Below are 24217 nucleotides of genomic sequence, written 5' to 3' on the forward strand. Positions count from 1 at the left end.
TGTAAAGAAACCTTACAAATATCATGTTTTCTCTTTTTTTATCCAGTAAGATGAAAAAAAGCGGTTAGGAAGGAGAAAATAATTTGCCCTGGCTGATTCAAATATTGTTTCTCGCTATTTTTCTGATTGCAGGGAATTTTGCGGCTGCGTTCTTTCATATTCCGCTTCCTGGAAGTGTCATAGGGATGATTATGTTATTAATCCTATTGGTAACCAACTTAATTAAATTAGAATGGATAGAGAAAGCAGCATCTTTTCAAATTAAACACATGACCCTGCTGTTTATCCCCTTTGTCATTGGATTATTTTTATCTCCCAATTTTATTCCTCTATTAAATTTTCATTTCCTTTTGGTGCTGATTCTAAGCAGCTTTTGCTGTTTATTGGGCACAGCGTATTCTGTTCAATTGTATGAGAACATAAGAAGGAGGAGCCAAAAATGAGTTCTGTTTTTTTCAATAGCATAGGGTGCATCTTGATGACTCTTGCCAGTTATATCGCAAGCCTGCAAGTTTTCAGGAAGTTTAAGAAGAGCTGGTTAAATCCTTTATACACCGGAACTGCGCTCTTAATTATCATTCTTCTATTGTGCAACATCCCTCTATCAGTCTATCAAAAAGGAAGCAGTCTGTTTGAACTGCTCCTCCAGCTTTCGGTTGTCTCTTTTGCTGTTCCTTTATATAAGGAGTGGCCCTTAATGAAAAGACATCTTAAGAAAATAATATCAGGAGTCTTTGCCGGGACCTCCTTAGGCATATTTTCGGTTTACATCATGTCACAGGTTTTTCACTTTAATCAGGAGATCATGGCTTCTCTTATTCCGCGTTCGGTAACACTCCCGGTAGCCTTAACGGTCTCGGATGGCCTGGGAGGAACCACAGCCTTTACTGTTTTCTTTGTGCTATTTTCTGGTCTTTTTTCCGTTATGCTGGGACCAAACTTATTGAAATGGCTTGGAATAAATAGTAAAGCTGCCAAAGGATTGGCAATGGGCACTTCAGCACAGATGCTGGGAGCCAGCCGTTCACTCATGTGGGGAGAGGAAGAAGGTGCCATGGGGTGTATAGCCATGACAACTTCTGCAATTATCCTTTCGTTATTCATTCCAATATTGCTGCTTTTGCTGTAACCAGCAAATATCAAAAAAACCCATTCATGAAAAAGTGAATGGGTTTTTATGGCGGATAAAAGACATGATTAATTTAGGAGAGAGCAGGATCTGTGTGGTATACTAGGTTAATAGAATTGCATGTTTAATGAGGCTGCCAAAGATCTGTCTGTTTCTTAGTACCCTTTTTAAACAACCTCGTGAAGGGAGCGTCGGTGCGCGTATGTCAAAAGGAATTGTTTATTACGAAGTAGGAGAACAAATCGAGCTTTTTCTGCTTATCAAAAGTGCAGCTAAAGGGATTGCAAGTAATGGAAAACCGTTCTTGACCCTAATTTTCCAGGACCAAAGCGGAGAAATTGAAGCCAAGCTTTGGGACGTGTCTGATGATGATGCGAAAAACTACAGCCCTGAAACCATTGTAAAAGTCGCAGGGGATATTTTAAATTACCGTGGACGCAATCAGCTAAGAATCCGCCAAATTCGGCCGGCGTCCCCAACAGACCCGGTCAAGCTGGCAGACTTTCTCGAAACAGCGCCCTTAAGTACAGATGAAATGATGAGTAAAATCACTCAATATATATTTGAAATGAAAAACCCGAATATCCAAAGGATTACTCGCCATTTATTGAAGAAGCACCAAAAGGACTTTCTTGAATATCCGGCCGCTACGAAGAATCATCATGAGTTTGTATCCGGTCTTGCCTATCATGTAGTTTCCATGCTGGATTTGGCAAAGGCAATTTCCGGTTTGTATCCAAGCCTGGATAAGGACTTATTGTACGCTGGAGTCATTTTACACGATTTAGGAAAGATTACAGAGCTGTCTGGACCGATTTCAACATCTTACACAATAGAAGGAAACTTGCTTGGACATATTACCATTATGATTAATGAAATTGGAAAAGCTGCTGAGGAACTGGGAATCAGCGGTGAAGAGATTATGATCCTTCAGCATATGGTTTTATCCCATCACGGTAAAGCGGAATGGGGCAGTCCAAAACCGCCGCTTATCAAGGAAGCAGAAATTCTTCATTACATTGATAATATTGATGCAAAAATGAATATGCTTGATAGAGCCCTTGAGAGGGTGAAACCGGGAGAGTTCTCGGAGCGGGTATTTGCTCTGGATAACCGTTCATTCTATAAGCCCAGTTTTCATAAATAATAACTGCCATCCTTCCTAATGGGAAAGGATGGCCTTTTTATAGATATCCATAAAAATTTTGAAGTTAGATAACTGTCTAGCTCCAGCGCTTTTCTTATTCCTGTCTATCATATTTTTCCTGGTTTAGCATACATTTTTAGTAAATGGACAACCATTATGAAAAGAAAGAGGGGAAACTGATGATTCCAATTTGGGTATATTTTGTTGCAGCCGGAATCGTTGTAAGTGCATATATGGCGGTAACGACGGGCAGGGAAGAGAAAAAGGTGGAGCAAGACAGCATTGAACGTGAGGGTGAAATTTATATGAAGCGTCTTGAAAGGGAAAAAGAAGAGCGGAAATCTGCTCAGCAATCGGCAGGCTGATTTGAATCATTCTAAAAAACATAAATAACGGGACTCCAGCCTGGAGCCCCGTTATTCATTATTTTTCTTCAGTTCCTGCTTCACCTTCAGCCCCAGCTTCAGGTTCTTCAAGAACTCCTTTTAGTTCCTTATCTTTAATATCAACATCAGCAGCCTTTAATTCACGATCCATTGCCTGCTGAATTTTTTCGCCGTCAAGCTTGGAGACTTTCACTTGATATTCCATTTCCTTCTTCATTTCATCAAATGATTTTTTCTCTTTTTTCTCTGTTACTTGAATGATGTGGAAACCATGCTCTGATTTAACAGGAGCGCTGATTTCGTTCACATCAAGGGCATAAGCAGCCTCCTCGAATTCAGGAACCATTTTACCTGGGCCGAACCAGCCTAAATCACCGCCATTGGCAGCAGATCCTGGGTCTTTTGAATATTCTTTGGCCAGGTCTTCAAATTTTCCGCCTTCGTCCAGCTTTTTCTTTACTTCGCCCGCAGTTTTTTCATCCTCTACAAGGATATGGCGTGCTTTAATTTCTGGCTTGTAGTTATCATAGTATTCTTTAACCTCTTTTTCTGTTGCTTCAATATCTTTAATAGCTGCTTTTTCCTGAAGCAAGCCTGTTTTGAAAGTTTCCCTTAGATCTTCTTCATCTTTATAACCATATTGCATAAGTGCCATCTCAAAATTAGCGCCAAGCTGCTGTTTTAGTTCATCAATTTTCTCGTTAAGTTCCTTGTCTGTTACTTCGTATTTATCAGAAAGAACTTTTTCATAAATGAGCTCCTGGAGCGCCTGTTCGCCGTATTTTTCCTTCATTGCTTCATAAAGCTCGTCCTTCGTAATGTTTCCGCTCTTTGTTTCAACGACAACATCTCCTGATTCGCCGCCGGTGTTGTTGCATGCGCTTAATCCAATTACTCCGGCTGCAATGGAGAGGGATAGCATCCATTTTTTCATGTTGAACACTCCTAAATTAATTTTCAATTCGACTCTGGTGAGCTGGAGCTGGAATTTTTATACATCTTAATAACAGCATTTGTCTTCACAGAGCCTGCATTTATCACAATCCCTACTATACCATAAATGTAAAAAATAACAAAAGAAGAAAGTAATGCTTGGTTTATTAACACAGCGTTTTTTGAAAAAATTGGGTATTCGCCCATCCCATTCAGGACAATTGTACATATGATACATGGAACCCTCTGATGGGAGGTTTCAAAGCAGCCTAAAAAAGTTAGGATAGCCGGGATAGAAGCCTATCCGACCACAGAGGCAAATGAATAGGATATGGTAGCAACCTGAAGGGGAGGTGTTATCCATGGGTGCTGGATACGGCGGAGGTTTCGCGTTAATCGTTGTATTGTTTATTTTATTAATCATTGTAGGCTGCGCGTGGCTGTAAATCTAAGGTGGGCATAGGGTCTTTTGACAGGGCCCTGTGCCGGAATTTGAGAGGAGGCAACCATATGTCTGGAGGACATGGATGCGGCGGAGGTTTTGCGTTAGTTGTCGTGCTGTTCATTTTGTTAATCATCATTGGAGCTTCTTGTTTTTGCTAAGCTTTTAATGTTTGAAATTAATGTATATATAAAAGCGGCGGAAAATTTCCGCCGCTTTTGCTCATGTTTATGAGCTCTCAGGATATCCTAAGCATACAAGATTTCTACAAAAGAAGAGATTAGCAATATGGTAATAAGAATGTTAATGATTCTAAATACTTTGGGCTGCCGTTCCTCAGGAATCTCTTTTTGGAGACAAAGCGAATTTGTCATCTTGTTGATATAAAATAAAATAAAAACGGCAAAAATAATAAAGATGGAGATCATCCAAGATTCCCTCCTTGGGCAGTCATTTTATTGCTTTTACATGTTTTGTCTGTTATTTACAATATCAAAGTTCACAAAAAAAAGATAGTATTAAAGATTGCCTGTCCGGTAAGTAAAAGGTATCCTTTGTCAGGATACCCGGGATTTATGCTTATGCTACTGGTTCGAATGAAGCAATATTTCAAACCCATCTTCGTTTTCTTCAACATAAGATTGATTTGGGGCATTCAGCACATTTTTGGCGCACACAATGTCAGAAAAAGATAAGCCTGCATGGAAAGCAAACAGAATTATTAAATAATGAACATAATGCGGAAAAATAAAGCAAGCAGCCAGAAGCAGGCTGTTTATGATAAATATAGGGGCCAAAGTGGCAGTCAGGAAAAGCCGTTTTGAAATAGGCTCCGTTATTCGAATATATATAATTGGCATAAAGCCATATTTAATTGTCAGCTGTTTTTTAACGATACTTCCAAGGTGTGCAATAGGAAGAAAGTGAAGTAGCTTATGCACAGGATACATCAGCCATAAACCGGCTGCAAAGAAAATGAAATAATTATCGTAAAAGGAACCTGGCAAAAATACATACGTTGCAGGAACATATGTAAATATGAAAGTAGCCAGCATGGTTAAGGAAGACAGTATAAAAAGTCTTTGCGATCCATATTGCTTCGTGAAGTTAATCGTCTTCCAGCAATTCATCATAAAAATACCTCCAAATGGAGTAAATTAGTAATCTTTCAAACTCACTTAAGATACTTTACGATGAATAAATAAAAAAATCAATAGGGAAAGCTAACACATTTTGTCGAAAAAAAATTTAATATAATGAAACAAATGTGAAACTGTGAGCAACCGAATTCATAAATACAAAGCGAATAGCATGCTTTCGCTTTGTAAGGGTTTACATAATGATGAAAGGAACTTTATCTATTTAAACAAGTTCCTTTTCAGCTGTTGTTTTTTTCTTTAATTTGCCATCATCTTCATCAAATTGATTTTCAAGGTTGGCAAAGGACTTTTCAAAAATCTCCATGAAATCGTCACCATATATATTGCGGACTATCGCCATAATTTCAATGATATCTGGAAACTTCCCATACAGATCCCTTAATGGCATCGCACCTGAGAACACGGCATTTTTCTCAGGTGAATAGGTTTCCATCAGACTTAGTAATACCTTTTCGCCATCCGCAGTCAATTTTATATAGGTATTTCTTTTATCGCTTTCTTTTTTAGAAAACTGAAGAAAACCTCGTTCTTCGAGCTTTTTGGAGAAATTGAATGCAGTAGAAACATGCATTACGCCAAATTTGGCAACATCGGAAATCGATGCTCCATTTAAATGATAGGCAATCCATAGAATATGGTGTTCATTAATATTTAAATCGTAGGGTTTTATCCATTGCTGCCAATCTTTTTCTATAGACTTCCACAGGGCTTTACTCAGCTGTGCCACTCGCTGGCTGAAGATCATTGCTTCCTTCATAGAAATTGGTTTATCCGACATTCAAAAATTCACCTACTTTGTAAAATTAATTATTTCTGGTCAAACACCCAGAAGTTCATTTTTCTTTTCATAGTATCATTATGCCAATAAAACAAAAATTAATAAAGATATAAATTTACAAAATTTTTAGAAATATAATTAGATATTTCTATAAAAGGCTTAAGGGCAAGGGATGAGAGCTTGTTCAAAGCTTAATAAAATTTTGAAGCATTTTCATAATATATTGGTTTTCGTTCAAAAATAAAAAAATCCTTCTTTTTAACCAAAGAAAAAGAAGGATTTTTTATTCACTTTTTATTTAAATTTGTTTCAAGTTCATGGATGGCTGCTTCAATTTCCTGCAATTCTCTCTGCAGCTTGTGCTGATGGGGAAGGATTTCGTTTTTCCAATTGCTGATGGAATATTTGATGTCGTTTGAGAATTCCTTAAAGGCGGTTTTTCCTTCCTTCGAAGCAAATGATGCTGAGTCCTTTATGGCCAGCAATTCGGATTTAAATTCCCTCAGCTGCTCCTTCAGGGTGTTTGTGGTTTCTTTTAACTGCTGTCTTGTATCCCTTCCTGAAGCAGGTGCGGTCAGCAGGGTTGATATGCCGGCTGCAGCGCCGCCTGCTAATAGTCCAAGCAATAACGATTTGGCTTTCATAACCATCACCTCAAAATCTTGTTTATATGTCTATTTTACTACATTACTCATTTTTCTAAAGCGGAAAATGAAAAGTTCCCGTTTCTATATCTATATCACAAAACATAGAAGGGTAAACCATATCCTCATAGCTCCCGGCATACAGGCATACAATTCAGTAGAGGGATATAAAGCGAAAGGGGGAGATAGGTTGTCCGGAGCGGCGGCTGGAATTTTTGCATTGAGTGTGGTGCTGTTTTTAGGAGGTATTCATTTTTTTCTTTCTATAAAGAAACCCGGAGTCTATCCTCCGAAGTATGTACTGAAAAAAAGGGCAGCTGCTCTAGCGGCAGGCGGTGCACTGTTGTTCCTGCTGGGAATGATTGTAGGGAGTTTCCAATAATGTAAATATAAAAAGCCCGCTTATATTGCGGGCTTTGTCTATTACTGGCTGATCGTCTGCTGAGTCAGCTTTGTTCTGTTTGCAATTGATTGTGCTACTGGATAAAGGATAACCATTGCCACCGTGTTAACTGCAGCTGCGGGCAGTACAACTGCTGCAAATAATGCAGTGAATGGCCCTGGCAGTCCGACAATCAGGTATGCGGAAGTTAAAAACACAATTCCGGATACAATTGTTCCTGCTGCTGTTAAGACAGCTGCACTGACGATATTCTTCCGGAATTTCTTTAAGATCAGGAACAAAGCGAAAAAGGTGAATGCAGTAACAGGCTTATCAATAATATTCGGTATTAATCCTCCGGGAAAAGTTGTGGTAAGCCCGGATATCAGGCCTGTAACCAAACCTAAAAGCAAAACGCTTTTGCTGTCTGGAAAAAGGATTATGCCCAAAAACATCATGGTAAGCATCATGTCCGGTTTCATCCCAAGAAAGAACCCTGGAACAACGGCATGAAGCACTGCGCCCATCCCGACTAATAGGGATAAGGCCACTAAATTTTTTGTATTCATTTCTAATCTCTCCTCTGCTATTCTCTGACTAAGCTCTGTTCGTCTCTCCTGCAGTGCTCTCTTTGCCTGCAGCGAAAAACTTTAACTCATTATAACACATATCCCCGGGATGAAAAGGTGTTATATTATTAATTTTTATTCTTAAAGGCTTTCATAAATGCGGCCAGTTTTTCAACATGCTGTTCTGGCACAGCATTGTAAATGGAAGCGCGGCAGCCGCCTATAGAACGGTGTCCGCCGAGCCCAACAAACCCTGCTTCTTTTGCCTGGTGCAGAAATTCCCTGGAGAGGTCCTCATTGTGAAGGTTAAAAGTGACATTCATGCGGGATCTGCTGTCTTTATGAGCATGCCCTATGTAAAAGCCTTCGCTTTCATCTATAACATCATAAAGGATTTTTGCCTTCTTCTCATTGGTCTTTTCAATCTGCTGAAGGCCGCCTTTCTTATCCGCCCATTCAAGCACCAGTGACAGCAAATAAATAGCCAGAGTGGGAGGTGTGTTATATAAAGAGTTATTATTGGCGAACGTATTATAATTCAGCATTGCAGGGAGCTTTTCTGATGATCTTTGTAATAGTTCTTTTCGGATAATGACTACTGTTACACCGGAAGGGCCGAGATTTTTCTGGGCGCCTGCATAGATCATATCAAATTGTTCCACTTCCAATGGACGGCTTAAAATATCGCTGGACATATCTGCTACAAGTGGTGTTTTTTCATTAGAAGGAAATGTTTTCCATTGTGTGCCGTAAATTGTATTGTTGCTGGTAATATGAAGATACGCGGCATTGTCAGGAATATCATCTTGATTGTATGCTGGGATGAAGCGGTATTTTTGATCCTTGCTGGAGGCAGAAATAACGGTTTCGCCAATTTTATCTGCTTCTTTTAAGGCTTTCTCCGACCAGGAGCCGCTGAGGATATAATGGGCTTCTTGATCTTTTCCCAGCAGGTTCATCGGAACCATTGAAAACTGGAGACTTGCACCTCCCTGGATAAATAGCACCTCATAATCATCCGGAATGGCCAGCAGTTTTCTCAAAAGTGCTATTGCCTGATCATGTACTGCCTGATACTCTTTGCTTCTATGGCTTAGTTCCATTATGCTCATTCCGGTATTGCTGAAATTCAGTAAATTCTTTTCCGCTTCTTTTAATACCTTTTCCGGCAGGGCCGCGGGACCTGCATTAAAATTTAGAGCACGGTACATTTTTCTCCCTCCAAAAATATAAAATCAATGCACTATAATGCTGTAAAGAAATAAAGATATTTAATATGTTAACAAAATTTACTGATTTGTACAGAGAAAAAAATGAACATTTTGAAAATTAGGGGGTAAAAGAGGCAAAAAAATTCCTCCTGCAGAAACAGGAGGAAGGGAAATTTATAAATGTTTTTTTATAGCTTCAGAAATTTCCTGAAGGTCGGACGCTGAATATTCCGATTGATGTGATTTCCATACAACTCCTAAGCCATCACCTTCGCCGTAGCGGGGAATAAGGTGGGAGTGAAAGTGGAAAACGGTCTGCCCGGCATGTTCGCCGTTGTTATTAATTAAATTCAAACCAATGGGATCAAATTCAGCCTTGATAGCTCTTGCAATCTCCGGAACCGCTTCGAAATAGCAGCGGGCTGTTTCCGCATCCATTTCATATAAATTTTCTTTATGTACTTTCGGAATGACAAGTGTATGCCCTTTAGTGACCTGGCTTATGTCCAGAAACGCCATCACATGCTCGTTTTCGAAAACTTTCGCTGAAGGAATCTCGCCATTGATTATTTTACAGAAAATACAATCGTTCATTATGTCAGCTCCTAACCAAATATCCTTTTACACAATTCTACCATATTCGCCAAAAAACAAAAAAGTGAAACATATTATTGGGGATAAGGAGTATTGCATTGTTCTATTCCTAAAATAAAAGGGCAGGATCCACTTGGAATCCTGCCTCCGGTGAAGGGGAAGCTTCTATCGGAACGTTTCTACTTCAGGTAAATTCTCTTTAACAAACACCTCATTTATGAATGAATTGTGTTCATATCTAGAGAAAATCGATCTTTGTTCAATCGGACCATCCCCTTATTTCTTTATATGCATTCACGGGCGTATAAAGCATGGATGATAGTCTTTAACAAACACCTCATTTAAAAAATGACTTAGTGACCACTTTAGGATGAAGCGATCAAGTGTTTAAGATCATCAGGTTTCATGTGCAATGCAACCATCCCCTTATTAGGAACGTTTGAAGCTTATACTGAAAGGAAACTGTCTGCGACAGACACCTCATTTCAAGTTTTGATCATCTGAATGTTGTTCAAATGATTTGTTTCCCCTTCATAGATTAGAATGTCCGGATTCGGGATTTATATACAGGAATTTTCCCCAAACTGGACAATATCCTTTGGCTTTTTTTACAATGGTCTTACATATATAGTAGGAAGGACGTTGAAAATGGCGCTGCTTGAAATTAAAAACGTTACCGGCGGCTATACAAGAAATCCGGTCTTGAAGGATGTCTCCTTTGATGTGGGAGAAAACGAAATAGTCGGCCTGATTGGCCTTAACGGAGCCGGAAAAAGTACGACCATCAAACATGTAATTGGCTTAATGGAACCGAAGGAAGGTGAAATAACAATCAATGGCAAGCAATTCCTTAATGATAAGGAAGGGTATCGCAAGCAATTCACCTTTGTTCCGGAAACGCCGATTTTGTATGATGAATTAACACTGGAAGAACATTTGCGTATTACAGCCATGGCATACGGCCTGCCTGAAGCAGAGTATAAATCAAGAGTGAAAACACTCCTAAATGAATTCAGAATGGAAAAAAGACTGAAGTGGTTTCCAGCCCATTTTTCTAAAGGGATGAAACAGAAGGTAATGATTATGTGCGCTTTTCTGGTGCAGCCGTCATTATACATTGTTGATGAACCGTTTGTAGGTCTTGACCCGCTGGGCATTCAATCACTTCTTGATTTGATGAAGAAAATGAAAGAAAGCGGTGCAGGCATTCTTATGTCCACCCATATACTGGCAACTGCTGAAAGATATTGTGATCGTTTTGTGATTTTGCATGAAGGAAAAGTGAGGGCGAAGGGAACTTTAGCAGAGCTGCAGCAGCAATTTGCTATGCCGGGAGCTACCCTCGATGATTTATATATCCAGCTCACAAAGGAAGAAGATTATGTTTGATGAAAAACAATTATGGAAGGAGAGATTCGGGAGGACAGTCAAAGAGCTTTCCCGCTATCTCCGGTATATTTTTAATGGCCATATTGTCATAGTCATGGTGTTCCTTCTGGGCACTGCCGCTTTTTATTATCAGGAATGGATAAAGACGCTTCCCGGTCATTTTCCTGCTGCAGCGGTAATGGCAATTATTTTAGCTCTTCTGGTTACATACAGCCCGATTTATACATTTTTTTCTGAGGCAGACAAAATTTTTCTTCTGCCGCTTGAAGATAGGCTTTCAGGTTATTTTAGGCGTTCGCTGGCAGTCAGCTTTTTTGTGCATGCATACATCCTGGTAATGGGGCTAGGGGTTTTTATGCCCTTATATGCCAGAGTGAATGATGGCAATTTTAGAACATTTTTACCTTTTCTGCTTATCTTGCTGTCGTTAAAAATTATCAATTTGCTGATCCGCTGGAAGATACAATATTACATCGAAACAAGCGTACATATCTTTGATGCATGTGTGCGTTACGCAGTAAACGCTGTGTTCCTATATTTTCTTTTTAGCGGTGCTTCCCCCATTTTCATGCTGGCGGCAGGCGTGCTCCTGATTCTGCTGTACTTGTTCTTTAGTATGAAATCCAGGGGTAAAGGACTAAAATGGGAGTTTTTGATTGACCAGGAAGAGAGGAGAATGACGTCTTTCTACAGGCTCGCCAATATGTTTACAGATGTTCCAAAGCTGAAAGATCGCGTAAAAAGGCGGAAATGGCTTGATTGGCTGCTACCAGGCATTCCTTTCAAACAGGATGCGACGTTTAAAAACCTTTTTGTCCGAACGTTTCTCCGTTCTGGTGATTACTTCGGTCTATTCATTCGTTTAACGTTCATTGGTGCTGGAGCGATTTATTTAATTTCGTATGGAATGGGACAAATAATGCTTGTACCGCTATTCATGTACTTAACAGGCTTTCAGCTCCTGCCTCTATGGAATCATCATCAGGATAAGCTGTGGGTGAATTTATACCCGGTTAAAGGGGACATAAAGGAGAAGTCCTTTAAACAGCTGCTTACAGGCATCCTATATTTTCAGGCATTCCTCTTATCGCTGGCTGTCCTGGCCAATGGCGGCTGGATGGCATCACTGCTGTCTTTGGCATTAGGGATTTTATTTGCATATATATATACTCATTTCTATATTCAGAAACGGCTGGCGGGCAGCCGGGCATAAAATGAAACCATTGCTGTCTGGTATGCGTATATATAGTCATCCTGAAAAAAGGCAGGTATGAAAATGAGGGAGTATGAATTAAATGCATATCACGAAATTGAAGAATGGAAGATGCGAATAAATAAGCGCTCCAGTATGCTGACTCGCCTTTCAAAAAAAGCTCAAACAAAGGTAAATAGTATAATACCTGAAAAAGCTCATCAAATTATTACAGACAGCATAAAAAATATGGTGAAGGCAACCCTGATTGGATCAAATGCAACCACCAGAAAAAAACAATCTGCCGGCCGCGGCCTTGAAGTGATGGATCACATGCTTGAAGAGAAGGTTTCGACCTACCGCAAAACAGCTGCGGTCGAAGGTGCCGGAACTGGGGCAGGGGGAATTCTCCTTGGCCTGGCTGATTTTCCTTTGCTGCTAAGCATAAAGATGAAATTTCTTTTTGAGGCTGCTGCCATATATGGATTTGATACAAATGATTATGAAGAGCGCCTGTTTCTCCTGCACGTCTTTCAGCTCGCATTTTCCAGCGATGACAAAAGGAAAGAAACACTGAAGCTGATTGAAGAATGGGATGACCGTAAGGAAGCATTAGCAGAAATGGACTGGAAGGTGTTTCAGCAGGAATACCGTGATTATATCGACCTCGTTAAGATGCTCCAGCTGGTGCCCGGTATAGGTGCTGCTGTTGGGGCGTATGCGAATTATAATTTGCTTGACCATTTAGGAGAAACCGCTAAAAATGCTTATCGTCTGCGGATATTAAAGACAGCCCCAAGGCCTGATTAGGCTTGGGGCTGTTTTTTACGGACTTTCTCCTTACTATCCTACCTCAACAGAATCCTTGCTTTCCTGAAAGCTATGATAGTTTAAAGCTGCTGCTCCCAATGTTTTGGCTGCGATCAGCATGGCTTTTTCATCGATATCAAACTTTGGATGATGGTGCGGGTAATTTTCAACTGTGTTTTCCGGTCTTGCACCTGTAAAGAAGAAGGTGCCTTTCACATGCTGCAGGTAATAAGCGAAATCTTCTCCGCCCATCTCAGGGTCTGTCTCTTCCACCCATTTGACTTCATTAATTTTCCCTGCTAGTTCAGCCAGGTATTCGGTTTCTTTTTTATGATTCACAACAGCAGGGTAGCCCCTATGGAACTGATACTCATAAGCACTGTCTGCTGTGTAGCATGTTCCTTTTACTATGCGCCCGATTTCCTCTTCGATATTATTTCGGACGTCTTCGTTAAATGTGCGGACGGTACCGATCAATTTTGCTCTATCGGCAATTACATTAAATGCGTTATCAGCTACGAAGGATCCAACTGTTACAACAGCAGAATCTATTGGATTTACTTTTCTGCTGACGATTTGCTGAAGATTGACGACCAGCTGGGACGCAGTTACAATCGCATCTTTTGTTTTGTGAGGCTGTGCTCCATGCCCGCCTTTTCCTTGAATGGAAACTTCAAATCTGTCTGCTGCTGCCATAAATGGACCGACTCGATATTGAATTTTCCCTGTTGGTTCGGATGCCCATAGGTGAGTTCCAAAAATGGCATCTACTCCATCAAGGCAGCCATCTTCGATCATCGATTTCGCTCCGCCTGGGGCATATTCCTCGGCGTGCTGGTGAATCATGACATATGTACCTTCTAATTCATCGCGAAGTTCATTGAGTGCCTTTGCCAGCACAAGCAAAGTTGCTGTGTGTCCATCGTGTCCGCAAGCATGCATAACACCCGGTACCAATGATTTATATGGGACATCCTTTTCATCTTGGATAGGCAGTGCATCAAAATCGGCTCTTAAAGCGATGGTTTTTCCTGGTTTGCTGCCATGGATCTTAGCAACTACTCCATTTCCTCCTACATGCCCCCGGACTTCAATACCCAGATTTTTATAATAGGTTTTGATATAGTGAGACGTCTTTTCTTCCTTAAAGGATACTTCAGGGTTCTGGTGAAGATAGCGGCGGATGGAGACCATTTCATCGTAATAGCTTTCCAGTTTTTCAAATAATGTTTCGGACATGATTCCCTCTCCTAACTGCATAATTTTTTCATTATTATAACATTCTTTAATAGGTTAAAGGAGAAAATCTTCTTTTTTCTCAAACTTAACATAATAAAAGGGAAGAAGAGATGATACTATAAATTAAAGTGCTGAATGGGAGGTATTTGTAAGATTGGAAATGCATAAATCTAAATGGGCATACTTTTTCCTGGCTGTATCAGCAGCAGTTTTTCTTTATTTTTTGACTTCTGTTAATATCGGAACATCACTGATATTTGATCGTTATTTTTCGGAATTTTTTACAGGTTTGTTTTCAGAAAACACCCATCCATTTTTTGAAGCTATGGACAGTTTGGGGGATAAAGCCGGTGTTGGAATCATCACATTGGCATTCTTATTGTTGCTTTTGTTTAAATATAGGAATTATGAAGCGATGGCATCAGTAGTTTTTGCTGTTGCAGCGGGAAATGAAGTAAATAAGTGGCTTAAAGAGGCTATCGGAAGGCCGCGCCCTGATCAGGAACAGCTGGTTGATGTGGCGAGTCTCAGCTTTCCGAGCGGACACGCTATGATTGGGATGATCCTGTATACGGTTATTGCCTATTTTATCATTAACGAATTAAAGTCCAGTTCTGCAAAATGGATGACGGCGATTTTAGCTGGCATTTGGATTTTCCTAATGGGAATCAGCCGGATTGTGATGGGTGTACATTATCCGTCAGATATTGCAGCGGGATTTGCAGCAGGCTATATTTGGGTATTCATTTCCATTTCCCTTTACGCGGCACTAAAGTCAATGTTCAGAAGAAATTCACACCAAAGAGAATCGGCATAAAAGCAAAGAGACTATCGCAGATAGTCTCTTTGCTGCTTTTTAAATGAGGAACATGGCTGCAATAGTTGTAACAATTAAACCAATTGTCACCGGAAGCAAATTCCTGCGAGCCAGTTCAAAAGCGTCTACATTACAGATGGCTGCTGCAGGGATGAGGGCCCAGGGAACAAGCGTACCGCCGCCTACCCAGATTCCGGCTACCTGGCCTAGAGCTGTTAAGGTTGCCGCACCTGTGCCTATGGCTGCAGCAAACAGGCTTGCAATCGAGCCGGCAAGTGATATGCCGGAAAAACCAGATCCGTCCAGGCCGGTAATGGCGCCAACCACTGTTAATGTAATGGCGCCTGCTTCTTTACTTAAAGGGACAGCAGAAGCCAGACCAACTCCAAGATCATTAACAATTCCATGAGAGTCTTTTGGCAGAAAGTCTCCTATCATTTGTGTAAATCCAGCGTCCCCCAAATAAAAGAAAGCTGCTATTGGAATTACAGGGCCAAATACCCTAAAACCAAACTGGAAGCCTTCAACTAAATAGCCAGTTGTTTTTTCAAGGCCTTTATTGCGATGGGCAGATAGCGTAATCATCAGAAGGATGAAAATCGATGTTCCTCCTACTAAAGCTGTAGCGTCACCGCCCTGGAGGTCCAGTGCAAACATGGCAGCAACATCAGCAGCAAATAAAACAGGTATGAATAGTGCAAAAAAACGCTTTTGATTAAGTGATAGCAGATGTTGTTGACTGTCGTCAGACTGAAGTTCAGCAGGGGTATCCACGGTGAGTCCTGTTGCTGCAGTCAGTTTTCCGCTTTTCATGTCTCTCTTTATAAGATAAAAAGCTGTAATAGTTGTCACTGCTCCCATAATAATAACAAGCGGAATACTGGCTGATATGACTTCCCCGACAGGAAGCCCGGCTGCATCGGCAGTTAACTTCGGTGCAGCCTGGATTATAAAATCGCCAGATAGTGCAATTCCGTGCCCGAATAGGTTCATGGCCATTGCAACGCCCAAAGCAGGCAATCCAACTCGAATGGCTACTGGAAGAAGTACTGCCCCCATTAATGCAACTGCAGGAGATGGCCAAAAAAACCATGAGATGACCATCATCAAAATCCCAATAGTCCAATAGGCAAGTGCTGGTGTTCTGATTAATTTGGTAAAAGGAGAGATCATGACATCATTGATTCCAGTTGTGGTCAGTGTCCGGCTCATGGCGACGATTATCGAAATGACCAGTATAGTGGAAAGGAGTTCTGTAATGGCAAATATAAAACTGGTAAAAATACTGCTGACTGAACTGCTTAAGGAGCCGGTAGCCGTTATGGCAATTATAAAGATTCCTGAAATACAGACAAGGGTTGTATCTCTCCTCATAATCATGAAACCAATAATAAACAGAATAAAAAGAACATAAATCCAATGGATGGCTGTTAGTTCAACTCCCATCTATAGTCTCCCCCTTTCATAATTCCATAAGAGAAGCGCCGATTTAGGCGAATCACCCGATTTGGAATGTAGTACAGAATATGATGGAAAGAAATAAATGGTGATATGGATTGCATCCGTCCGGAGGCGGAGGCTGAACCACTCTGCGGAATGTTTCCATAAAAAAGCTGAGTGATAAAATGAAAATACTGGAGGAAAAGGTTTCTATTTTAGCGAATACAAGAATAGGAGAAAAGAAGGAAGGGAACGCCTATGAGATACAGGTCAGTTAATCAGATAATCTTCGCGGTAACTTTATCAGCAGTTGGAGTTTTGCTTCTCCTTATGAACATAGGTGTCATTTCCTTGGAAATAAAAGAGGTATTTGTCGTAATTTACCCCTTTATTCTATTGGCTGCAGGATTCCATTGCCTGCTGTCATACATGTTGAAGAAAAGCCGGAGCGGAATGTTTCCCGGGTTATTTCTAATAGTATTTTCATTTCTATTAATCCTTGATCGTTTCGAAGTAATTGAATTTAGGTTTATGGAAATATGGAAACTCTGGCCCCTGTTTCTTATTTTTTTCGGCATTAATATTTTATTAAAAAAAGATCGTTTAAAGATTCATTTTGAACAGGACTTCCCGGCGGATATTTATGAAAAAAACAAAGGTGCAGCGGAGAAGAAGGTTATTAATATCTCAAAATACGAAAGCCCGCAGCCGCTTAAAAATATAAGAGGTTTTTCGATTGGCGATGTGGATTTTAAACAGCCAAATTGGTCTCTGGAGCCAATGGATTTATATACAATGATCGGTGATTATTTTATTGATTTCAGCAAGGCTTTCATCCCGGAGAAAGAGACACCTGTCATTGTAAGAGGGTGGATTGGGGATGTAAAAATGATCATCCCTGAAAATATTCCGGTGATGATCCAGTCAAATATTAATATAGGAGACATTCGTATTTTTGATCAAAAGACAGGTGACATTAACCGCAGTCTTCAATATAAGTCGCCAGGTTACGATGAAGCATCAAGAAAGCTGAGAATCGCTGTACAAGTAAAAATTGGATCCATCCGGATCGATAAAGTATAGGGGTATATGATGAGAAAAACCGGAATCAGGTATTGGTTTGTACAGAGCTTCATTATGATGGCCATTATAAGTTCATTAATCTTTTTTGTCGGCTTACAGGTGTATCTATTTTATAATCCTGAATCGCCAATGACGATAAAGAGCACCTTCTGGCTTTTTTTGTACGCTTTAACCATTTTACTCCTTACGGGAGCCTACTTTGGGCTTAAGGGCAGCTATTTAATAAAAGGCAGGCTCGGTGATATTTTATTATTTGTTTCAACTTTAAGAAGCGGCAAGTATGCTGATCGGATGGAATCTTATGAAAAAGATGAGATAGGATTAATTTCAGATGAACTGAATCAGCTGGCGGAAAATATCCAGGAGCAGGTTTTTTCCATGCAGCGGCTTGCTGATGAAAAGTCTATCCTGGCACAAACAGCCCATTCAGCTGCTGTGATGGAAGAAAGACAGCGCCTGGCAAGGGATCTGCATGATGTTGTGAGCCAGCAGCTTTTCGCTTTGAGTATGATGTCTTCAGCTGCCCTAAGAGTTTTTGATTTGGATAGTGATAAAGCAAGGGAGCAGTTAAATGAAATCTCTGAAATCGCTGCGAAAGCGCAGGGGGAAATGAGGGCTCTTCTTCTCCATTTGAGGCCAGTGCAACTGAGTGATGACAGGCTATGCGATGGAATTATTAAGCTGATACAGGAGTTAAAGGCAAAGACAAACATCCATTTTCACGCAAGCATTGATGAGATCGAAAATCTTTCGAAAGCAGCGGAAGAGCATTTGTTTCGGATCGTGCAGGAAGCCTTATCCAATGTGCTCCGCCATGCTGATGCAGGGAATATAAAAATAACTTTAACGGAAGAAGAAGATTACATTTATCTTTTTATTGCTGATAATGGTAAAGGTTTTAATCCTCATAAAGAGAGGATAACCTCCTATGGGCTGAAGACAATGAGGGAACGCTGTGAAGAAGTAGGCGGAATATTCAAAATACGTTCTAAAAAAAACGAAGGAACCTATATAGATATCAAAATACCGGCAAAAGAGGAGATGCTGAAATGATCAGGGTTGCTGTAGTAGATGATCATGAAATGGTAAGAAAGGGCATTATTTCTTATTTGGCAACGGAAGCTGGCATAGAGGTGATTGGGGAAGCAGAAAGCGGAAATGATGCTGTACAGCTTGTACTCAAAGAACGGCCGGAAATCGTTCTGATGGATTTGCTGATGGAAAATGGGAACGGAATTGAAGCGACAAGGGAGATTTTAAAAAGCTATCCTGGATGCAAAATTATAATCATAACCAGCTATTACGATGATGAACAAGTTTTCCCGGCAATTGAAGCGGGTGCGTTCAGCTATATGCTTAAAACAGCAAATGCTGCCGAGGTTGTGAATGCAATTAAGAAAGCTGCAAAAGGAGAGCCCGTTATTGAATCAAAGGTTGCAGGGAAAATGGTAAGCCGTTTTAGAGAAAAAGAGAAAAAGCCTCATGACGATTTAACTGAAAGGGAGTTTGATGTCCTGCTCTGCATTGGGGAAGGGATGACAAACCAGGAAATAAGTGAAGAATTGTTCATTGGCATCAAAACAGTCAAAACACATGTAAGCAATATCCTCAGTAAACTGGGCGTTACTGACCGTACACAGGCAGCGGTTTATGCCAATCGAAATGGCATAATTAAAAAGCAGGCATAGAAAAGGATGAGCCGATGCAGCTCATCCTTTTCTATTACTCTTCTTCAGGGATATAATATTGGGTCACATATGAAGGGCTGGAGAATATATTCGGTGTCTTATCGATGCCGCTTTCCGTCCCGCGTTTTTCATGTGCTTTTTCATATGCTTTGGAATTCTGCCAGTTCTTAAAGGATTTTTCATCCCGCCATAGCGTTAGAATGATATATGTGTTTGATTCAAGAGGCCGCAGAACCCGGATAGCCGCAAATCCCGGTTCATTTTCGATAAGTCCCGCCCTGTTTTTAAACCGGTGCTCAAAAAGCGGCCTGCCTTCATCTGTAACAGGTATATTATTCAGAACTGCAAATCCTGCATCCGTGAATGTCCCGGAAGAATCAATTACTTCATAGGAACGAGGTTCTTTAAAAATGGAGGCGCCTGCAGTTTCGTGGATTAATAAGGCACTCTCAGTATTTTGCATTGCAACCATGGTTTCATCGGAGTGCTTTTCCTCAATTTTTTTCAAAAAATCGTAAGTTCCTCTGGCCATATATATCTTCATTTTTTCTCACTCCACTTGGAAAAGTTTTATAGTGTTCTTTAAAGGTCATTTTAGTGAAAGCATCATGCTATTAATAGAATCTACATCATAAACACTTCACTCATAAATTTAAATTTTTAATGTGCTAATATCCTTACATTCTTTAATTTTCCCTTATTTAGACAGTTAAAAACGTCAAATTTTTGACATTTGGCCTTCAAATCTATACAAAAACAGAGAAAAAAGGATATAGTCATAAAGGATAGATACTGGCGATTTCTAATTTTGGTATATATATATTACAATAATACGCAGACAAGTCTTGAAAGGTGGATAAAATTTAATGACAAACTCATTTAATGATACATTTCTGAAGGCAGCAAGGGGGGAACAGACAGATTATGTTCCTGTTTGGTATATGCGCCAGGCTGGCCGCTCGCAGCCGGAATATAGAGCGATAAAAGAAAAATACTCCCTATTCGAAATTACACACCAGCCTGAGCTTTGTGCTTATGTTACAAGGCTGCCGGTAGAGCAATATAACAATGATGCTGCCATTCTTTATAAAGATATTATGTCACCGCTTCCTGCCATTGGGGTTGATGTGGAAATTAAATCAGGTATCGGCCCTGTTATTTCAAATCCAATCCGTTCCATAGCAGATGTAGAGAAGCTTGGGGAAATAAATCCGGAAGAGGACGTTCCATATGTACTGGATACTATTAAGCTTCTTACTCAAGAGCAGTTGACTGTGCCTCTAATCGGTTTTGCAGGGGCTCCATTTACTCTTGCCAGTTATATGATTGAAGGCGGACCATCAAAGAATTACAACAAAACGAAAGCATTCATGTATGCAGAACCTAAAGCCTGGTTTGCTTTAATGGATAAGCTTGGGGAAATGACTATTACATATGTGAAATCCCAGGTCAAAGCAGGTGCAAAAGCCATCCAGATTTTCGATTCATGGGTTGGCGCCTTAAATGTGGAGGATTACCGCTATTTTATTAAGCCTGTAATGAATCGTATTTTCTCTGCCTTAAAAGAAGAGAATGTCCCGCTGATCATGTTCGGTGTAGGCGCAAGCCACCTGGCATTGGAGTGGGACGATCTGCCGCTTGATGTAGTTGGGCTGGATTGGAGACTTCCGATTCAGGAAGCAAGGGCAAAAGGCATCTCCAAAACAGTTCAGGGCAATCTTGATCCGGCTATTCTCCTTGCACCATGGGAGGTTATAGAGGAAAAGGCAAAAGCAATTCTCGATCAGGGAATGGCCCAGCCGGGTTATATATTCAATCTTGGGCATGGTGTTTTCCCGGAGGTTAATCCGGACACCTTAAGAAAATTAACAACTTTTATTCATGAATACTCTGCTTCAAAATTAAGCAAGTAGCCTCCGGTTTGCTTTATGCGATAGCAGGCTGCATTTGCATATTGCTATGAGCATTTGTTTTGTAATCGATTTGTTTTTTGGCACAATAAAAACTGGAGACAGAAAGAATTTGAGGTGGATGACATGGGTAAAAAGACAATGGGTTTACTTGTAATGGCTTATGGAACTCCCTATAAGGAAGAAGACATTGAGCGTTACTATACACATATCCGCAGGGGAAGAAAGCCTTCTGAGGAAATGCTTGAAGATTTAAGAAGCAGATATGAAGCGATTGGCGGAATATCACCGCTTGCAGAAATTACTAAAGATCAGGCTGAAAAACTTGAACTGCATTTAAATGAAATTCAGGACGATTATGAATTCAAAATGTATTTAGGGTTAAAGCATATTGAGCCTTTCGTAGAAGATGCGGTTAAACAAATGCATGAGGATGGGATTGAAGAGGCTGTCAGCATTGTTCTTGCACCTCATTTCTCAACCTTTAGCGTAAAATCATATAACGGCAGAGCCAAAGAAGAGGCTGAAAAGCTTGGTGGTCCTGTAATAAAATCAGTTGAAAGCTGGTATAAAGAGCCTAAGTTTATCAAATATTGGGCCGATCGTGTAAAGGAAACATTCGATAAAATGCCTGCTGAAGAAAAAGATTCTGCAGTGTTAATTGTTTCTGCACATAGTTTGCCTGAAAAAATTCTGAAATCAGGGGATCCATATCCGCATCAGCTGCAGGAAACAGCTGACCTCATTGCCGAACAGGCTGGTGTCAAAAACTATGCCGTTGGCTGGCAAAGTGCAGGAAACACACCTGAGCCTTGGCTTGGTCCTGATGTGCAGGATTTGACAAGAGACCTTTATGAAAACAAGGGCTACAAGGCATTTGTGTATACTCCTGTTGGTTTTGTGTCAGATCATCTTGAAGTGCTGTACGACAATGACTATGAATGCAAAGTTGTCACTGATGAGCTTGGTGCAGGCTATTACCGTCCCGAAATGCCAAATTCTAAGCCGGAGTTTATTGATGCGATGTCAGATGCCATTTTTAAATTGCTGAATAGATAAGCAAAAAATTAGAAAAGAAGGCGATTTACCGTGCAGGGAGAGAGACAGAAAGTTGTTGTTGCCGGAGGAGGAATTACTGGTCTTGCTGCAGCTTACTATCTGCAGAAGGAAGCAAAAGAAAAAGGAATGGCCCTGGATATAAAGCTCATAGAAGCCTCACATCGTCTTGGCGGCAAGATTCAAACGATAACACGAGACGGTTTTGTGATCGAAAGAGGGCCAGATTCCTTTTTGGCCCGTAAACAAAGTGCGTCCCGGCTTGCCAAGGAAGCAGGCCTGGAAAAAGAGCTTGTGAGAAATACATCCGGTAAGTCCTATGTGCTTGTAAGGCAGCGTCTATTTCCAATGCCGGGCGGATCCATCATGGGGATCCCGACACAAATTGCTCCCTTTATTACAACCGGCTTATTCTCTCCCGCAGGGAAGGCAAGAGCTGTTGCAGATTTTGTGCTGCCGCGCTCCAATCCTTCCAATGATCAGTCACTGGGTGCCTTTTTTAGAAGAAGGCTTGGTGATGAGGTTGTCGATAATTTGATTGAACCGCTTCTCTCTGGCATATATGCTGGCGATATTGATCAATTAAGCCTTATGGCCACTTTCCCGCAGTTTTACCAGGTTGAGCAGAAGTATAGAAGTTTAATTCTGGGAATGAAAAAGTCCACAGGATCTCAGCCGAAACAAGCCGCAAACCGCAAGAGCAAAGAAGGGATGTTCCTTACTTTCAAATCAGGGCTTCAATCACTTGTCGATGCCCTCGAGAGCAAGCTTGAACCTGGAACTGTACTGAAAGGCCATCGCATTGAATCGATTATGAAGGCTGGCAGAGGCTATACAGTTGAAATGAATGGCGGAGAAAACCTTCAGGCAGATTGCATGGTTATGGCTGTTCCCCACCATGCTCTGTGCAGCATATTCTCTGGCTGGGGACTTTTTGAGCAGTTCAAAGAAATGCCGTCCACTTCAGTGGCAACTGTAGCGCTGGCCTTTCCTGAGGAAGCGATCGAAAGGGATATTGACGGAACCGGTTTTGTTGTTTCACGCCATAGTGATTACACCATTACTGCATGTACCTGGACACATAAGAAATGGCCCCATTCGACCCCAAAAGGAAAAGTGCTTCTGCGCTGTTACGTTGGCAAAGCCGGTGATGAAGCTGTGGTGGATCTGTCAGATGATCAAATTGTTAAAGTTGTACTTGATGATTTAAATAAAACAATGAATATAAAAATGAATCCGGACTTTGTTTATGTAACAAGATGGAAGGATTCTATGCCGCAGTATACTGTAGGACATAAAGAACGCGTCGGGCTGGCAAAGAAACAGGCACAGGAAAAGCTGCCGGGCATTTTTCTGGCAGGAAGTTCATTTGAAGGTCTTGGCGTTCCTGACTGCATAGATCAGGCAGAAGAGGCAGTTCGAAATGCAGTTGAATACTTGCAAAGCAACAAGCAAAAAGCTGTCCATTTGTGACAGCTTTTTAAATTGGCATCATTTCAGGTTGCTTTTTCAATTAGAGTATGATAAATTACTTTTTGTACTAATGACCAATTTGTTCATTTAGTCATTTTTAAGAGGTGAGTTTATGTCAGCAGATCGGAAACAGCAAATTATTGAGGCGGCCACTAAATCATTTTCTCTGTTTGGATATAAAGCAACCACTATGGATCAGGTTGCAAAGCTTGCAAATGTAGGAAAAGGCACTATTTATAATTTCTTTAAAAATAAAGAAGAGCTGTTTGATGAAATTATCCATACGCTCATCGTAGAAATGAAAAGCGCAGCTGATGAAGCGCTTGATCCTTCTTTGCCCTTTCATAAAAATGTTCATCGGGGATTGTATAAAATACTTGAATTCCGTATGAAGCATCAGCTGACAATCAAGCTTTTCCAAGAAGCAAAGGAAATGGGAACTCCTGCTGTTACAGATGTAATTGGGAAAGTAGAGGATGCGATATTAAATTATGTAAAAGACAAAGTTGCACAAGCGATTGAAAAAGGAGAAATCCGTCAATGCGATCCGGAACTGACATCTTTTGTGATGCTGAAGCTTTATATTGCTCTCATATTTGATTGGGAGCAGCGTCATGAACCTTTAGAAAAAGAAAAAATTGCTATGCTGTTTGAACAATACATTATGAAAGGATTATCGAATTAGATAGTCCTAAATTTTTTCAGAAAAATGACCAAATGAGGAATTTAGTCATTAAGTTATAAC

At 40.6% G+C, this 24217-nt stretch carries 29 protein-coding genes; 18 read left to right on the forward strand and 11 right to left on the reverse strand.

Annotated elements, in window-relative coordinates; translation table 11 throughout:
* Positions 1 to 185: 185 nt before the first annotated feature.
* The 4 genes from IRB79_RS07935 (at position 186) to IRB79_RS07950 (ending at position 2641) form a co-directional block, all read left to right on the forward strand.
* Positions 186 to 443, forward strand: coding sequence for a CidA/LrgA family protein (locus tag IRB79_RS07935; RefSeq protein ID WP_243509312.1), 258 nt, complete (start codon positions 186 to 188; stop codon positions 441 to 443).
* Positions 440 to 1129 carry an LrgB family protein gene (locus tag IRB79_RS07940; RefSeq protein ID WP_243507948.1) on the forward strand — a complete coding sequence of 230 codons (690 nt, stop codon included), beginning with the start codon at positions 440 to 442 and terminating at the stop codon, positions 1127 to 1129. The genes IRB79_RS07935 and IRB79_RS07940 overlap by 4 nt, the downstream gene beginning before the upstream one ends.
* A 202-nt stretch (positions 1130 to 1331) precedes the next feature.
* Positions 1332 to 2276: a 3'-5' exoribonuclease YhaM gene (gene yhaM, locus IRB79_RS07945; protein ID WP_221877311.1), complete on the forward strand. Its 945-nt coding sequence runs from the start codon at positions 1332 to 1334 to the stop codon at positions 2274 to 2276.
* Positions 2277 to 2455: 179 nt separating this feature from the next.
* Entirely contained in the window at positions 2456 to 2641 is a 186-nt protein-coding gene (locus IRB79_RS07950) for a sporulation YhaL family protein (RefSeq protein ID WP_221877312.1), read from the forward strand.
* A gap of 58 nt (positions 2642 to 2699) precedes the next feature.
* Here IRB79_RS07950 and IRB79_RS07955 read toward each other — a convergent pair whose 3' ends face one another.
* The gene (locus IRB79_RS07955) at positions 2700 to 3596 is read right to left on the reverse strand and encodes a peptidylprolyl isomerase (protein ID WP_243507949.1); all 897 of its coding nucleotides are present in this window, start codon (positions 3594 to 3596) and stop codon (positions 2700 to 2702) included.
* Between the two features lie 361 nt (positions 3597 to 3957).
* Between IRB79_RS07955 and IRB79_RS07960 the strand changes: the two genes are divergently transcribed.
* Both IRB79_RS07960 and IRB79_RS07965 read left to right on the forward strand, forming a co-directional pair.
* Positions 3958 to 4041 (forward strand): YjcZ family sporulation protein, encoded by an 84-nt coding sequence (locus IRB79_RS07960; protein ID WP_019381424.1) that lies wholly within the window; start codon positions 3958 to 3960, stop codon positions 4039 to 4041.
* Positions 4042 to 4105: 64 nt separating this feature from the next.
* Positions 4106 to 4198 carry a YjcZ family sporulation protein gene (locus IRB79_RS07965; protein ID WP_082139012.1) on the forward strand — a complete coding sequence of 31 codons (93 nt, stop codon included), beginning with the start codon at positions 4106 to 4108 and terminating at the stop codon, positions 4196 to 4198.
* A gap of 87 nt (positions 4199 to 4285) precedes the next feature.
* On the opposite strand, the gene IRB79_RS07970 is transcribed toward IRB79_RS07965, so the two are convergent.
* The 4 genes from IRB79_RS07970 to IRB79_RS07985 form a co-directional block, all read right to left on the reverse strand.
* Entirely contained in the window at positions 4286 to 4465 is a 180-nt protein-coding gene (locus IRB79_RS07970) for a hypothetical protein (protein ID WP_243507950.1), read from the reverse strand.
* A 156-nt stretch (positions 4466 to 4621) separates the two neighbouring features.
* Complete coding sequence (locus tag IRB79_RS07975; protein WP_243507952.1) at positions 4622 to 5170, reverse strand: DUF3267 domain-containing protein; 549 nt, start codon at positions 5168 to 5170, stop codon at positions 4622 to 4624.
* A gap of 229 nt (positions 5171 to 5399) precedes the next feature.
* Positions 5400 to 5975 (reverse strand): HTH-type transcriptional regulator Hpr, encoded by a 576-nt coding sequence (locus IRB79_RS07980; RefSeq protein ID WP_243507954.1) that lies wholly within the window; start codon positions 5973 to 5975, stop codon positions 5400 to 5402.
* Positions 5976 to 6262: 287 nt separating this feature from the next.
* Positions 6263 to 6619 (reverse strand): YtxH domain-containing protein, encoded by a 357-nt coding sequence (locus tag IRB79_RS07985; protein ID WP_243507955.1) that lies wholly within the window; start codon positions 6617 to 6619, stop codon positions 6263 to 6265.
* A 190-nt stretch (positions 6620 to 6809) separates the two neighbouring features.
* Here IRB79_RS07985 and IRB79_RS07990 point away from each other — a divergent pair, with 190 nt between their 5' ends.
* Entirely contained in the window at positions 6810 to 7001 is a 192-nt protein-coding gene (locus IRB79_RS07990; RefSeq protein WP_009331428.1) for a membrane protein YhzF, read from the forward strand.
* Positions 7002 to 7042: 41 nt separating this feature from the next.
* Here IRB79_RS07990 and IRB79_RS07995 read toward each other — a convergent pair whose 3' ends face one another.
* From IRB79_RS07995 to IRB79_RS08005, 3 genes are all read right to left on the reverse strand, one after another.
* The gene (locus tag IRB79_RS07995) at positions 7043 to 7570 is read right to left on the reverse strand and encodes a tryptophan transporter (protein WP_221877317.1); all 528 of its coding nucleotides are present in this window, start codon (positions 7568 to 7570) and stop codon (positions 7043 to 7045) included.
* Between the two features lie 128 nt (positions 7571 to 7698).
* Positions 7699 to 8781, reverse strand: a complete 1083-nt coding sequence (gene serC / locus IRB79_RS08000; protein ID WP_243507958.1) for a 3-phosphoserine/phosphohydroxythreonine transaminase — start codon at positions 8779 to 8781, stop codon at positions 7699 to 7701.
* A gap of 174 nt (positions 8782 to 8955) precedes the next feature.
* Positions 8956 to 9375: an HIT family protein gene (locus IRB79_RS08005; protein WP_243507960.1), complete on the reverse strand. Its 420-nt coding sequence runs from the start codon at positions 9373 to 9375 to the stop codon at positions 8956 to 8958.
* A 648-nt stretch (positions 9376 to 10023) separates the two neighbouring features.
* Between IRB79_RS08005 and IRB79_RS08010 the strand changes: the two genes are divergently transcribed.
* From IRB79_RS08010 to IRB79_RS08020, 3 genes are all read left to right on the forward strand, one after another.
* Positions 10024 to 10764, forward strand: coding sequence for an ABC transporter ATP-binding protein (locus tag IRB79_RS08010; protein ID WP_243507961.1), 741 nt, complete (start codon positions 10024 to 10026; stop codon positions 10762 to 10764).
* On the forward strand, positions 10757 to 11977 hold the full coding sequence (locus IRB79_RS08015; RefSeq protein WP_243507963.1) for an ABC transporter permease: 1221 nt from the start codon (positions 10757 to 10759) through the stop codon (positions 11975 to 11977). Before IRB79_RS08010 ends, IRB79_RS08015 begins: the two co-directional genes overlap by 8 nt.
* Positions 11978 to 12040: 63 nt before the next feature.
* Positions 12041 to 12766, forward strand: a complete 726-nt coding sequence (locus IRB79_RS08020; RefSeq protein WP_243507964.1) for an EcsC family protein — start codon at positions 12041 to 12043, stop codon at positions 12764 to 12766.
* A 33-nt stretch (positions 12767 to 12799) separates the two neighbouring features.
* Here the strand turns inward: IRB79_RS08020 and IRB79_RS08025 are convergent, their stop codons facing one another.
* Entirely contained in the window at positions 12800 to 14005 is a 1206-nt protein-coding gene (locus tag IRB79_RS08025) for a M20 family metallopeptidase (protein ID WP_243507966.1), read from the reverse strand.
* Positions 14006 to 14165: 160 nt separating this feature from the next.
* Between IRB79_RS08025 and IRB79_RS08030 the strand changes: the two genes are divergently transcribed.
* Entirely contained in the window at positions 14166 to 14822 is a 657-nt protein-coding gene (locus IRB79_RS08030) for a phosphatase PAP2 family protein (RefSeq protein ID WP_243509314.1), read from the forward strand.
* A 39-nt stretch (positions 14823 to 14861) separates the two neighbouring features.
* Here IRB79_RS08030 and IRB79_RS08035 read toward each other — a convergent pair whose 3' ends face one another.
* A complete protein-coding gene (locus IRB79_RS08035) occupies positions 14862 to 16268 on the reverse strand; it encodes a hypothetical protein (RefSeq protein ID WP_243507968.1) in 1407 nt (468 codons plus the stop codon).
* 252 nt (positions 16269 to 16520) lie between these two features.
* On the opposite strand from IRB79_RS08035, the gene liaF reads away from it, so the two are divergent.
* Genes liaF through IRB79_RS08050 form a run of 3 tightly spaced genes read left to right on the forward strand, consistent with a single transcriptional unit; the run spans position 16521 to position 19033 of the window.
* A complete protein-coding gene (gene liaF, locus IRB79_RS08040; RefSeq protein ID WP_243507970.1) occupies positions 16521 to 17345 on the forward strand; it encodes a cell wall-active antibiotics response protein LiaF in 825 nt (274 codons plus the stop codon).
* A 6-nt stretch (positions 17346 to 17351) separates the two neighbouring features.
* Positions 17352 to 18398 carry a sensor histidine kinase gene (locus IRB79_RS08045; protein WP_243507972.1) on the forward strand — a complete coding sequence of 349 codons (1047 nt, stop codon included), beginning with the start codon at positions 17352 to 17354 and terminating at the stop codon, positions 18396 to 18398.
* Positions 18395 to 19033 (forward strand): response regulator transcription factor, encoded by a 639-nt coding sequence (locus IRB79_RS08050; protein WP_243507974.1) that lies wholly within the window; start codon positions 18395 to 18397, stop codon positions 19031 to 19033. The genes IRB79_RS08045 and IRB79_RS08050 overlap by 4 nt, the downstream gene beginning before the upstream one ends.
* Before the next feature lie 34 nt (positions 19034 to 19067).
* Here IRB79_RS08050 and IRB79_RS08055 read toward each other — a convergent pair whose 3' ends face one another.
* On the reverse strand, positions 19068 to 19577 hold the full coding sequence (locus IRB79_RS08055; protein WP_243507976.1) for an antibiotic biosynthesis monooxygenase family protein: 510 nt from the start codon (positions 19575 to 19577) through the stop codon (positions 19068 to 19070).
* Between the two features lie 322 nt (positions 19578 to 19899).
* Here IRB79_RS08055 and hemE point away from each other — a divergent pair, with 322 nt between their 5' ends.
* The 4 genes from hemE (at position 19900) to IRB79_RS08075 (ending at position 24157) form a co-directional block, all read left to right on the forward strand.
* Positions 19900 to 20946 (forward strand): uroporphyrinogen decarboxylase, encoded by a 1047-nt coding sequence (gene hemE, locus IRB79_RS08060; protein WP_243507978.1) that lies wholly within the window; start codon positions 19900 to 19902, stop codon positions 20944 to 20946.
* A gap of 123 nt (positions 20947 to 21069) precedes the next feature.
* The gene (gene hemH, locus IRB79_RS08065) at positions 21070 to 22002 is read left to right on the forward strand and encodes a ferrochelatase (protein WP_243507979.1); all 933 of its coding nucleotides are present in this window, start codon (positions 21070 to 21072) and stop codon (positions 22000 to 22002) included.
* Between the two features lie 30 nt (positions 22003 to 22032).
* Positions 22033 to 23472 carry a protoporphyrinogen oxidase gene (hemY, locus tag IRB79_RS08070; protein ID WP_243507981.1) on the forward strand — a complete coding sequence of 480 codons (1440 nt, stop codon included), beginning with the start codon at positions 22033 to 22035 and terminating at the stop codon, positions 23470 to 23472.
* Positions 23473 to 23584: 112 nt separating this feature from the next.
* Positions 23585 to 24157: a TetR/AcrR family transcriptional regulator gene (locus IRB79_RS08075; protein WP_243507984.1), complete on the forward strand. Its 573-nt coding sequence runs from the start codon at positions 23585 to 23587 to the stop codon at positions 24155 to 24157.
* Positions 24158 to 24217 lie beyond the last annotated feature (60 nt).

Source organism: Cytobacillus oceanisediminis (assembly GCF_022811925.1).
Classification (GTDB): domain Bacteria; phylum Bacillota; class Bacilli; order Bacillales; family Cytobacillaceae; genus Cytobacillus; species Cytobacillus oceanisediminis_D.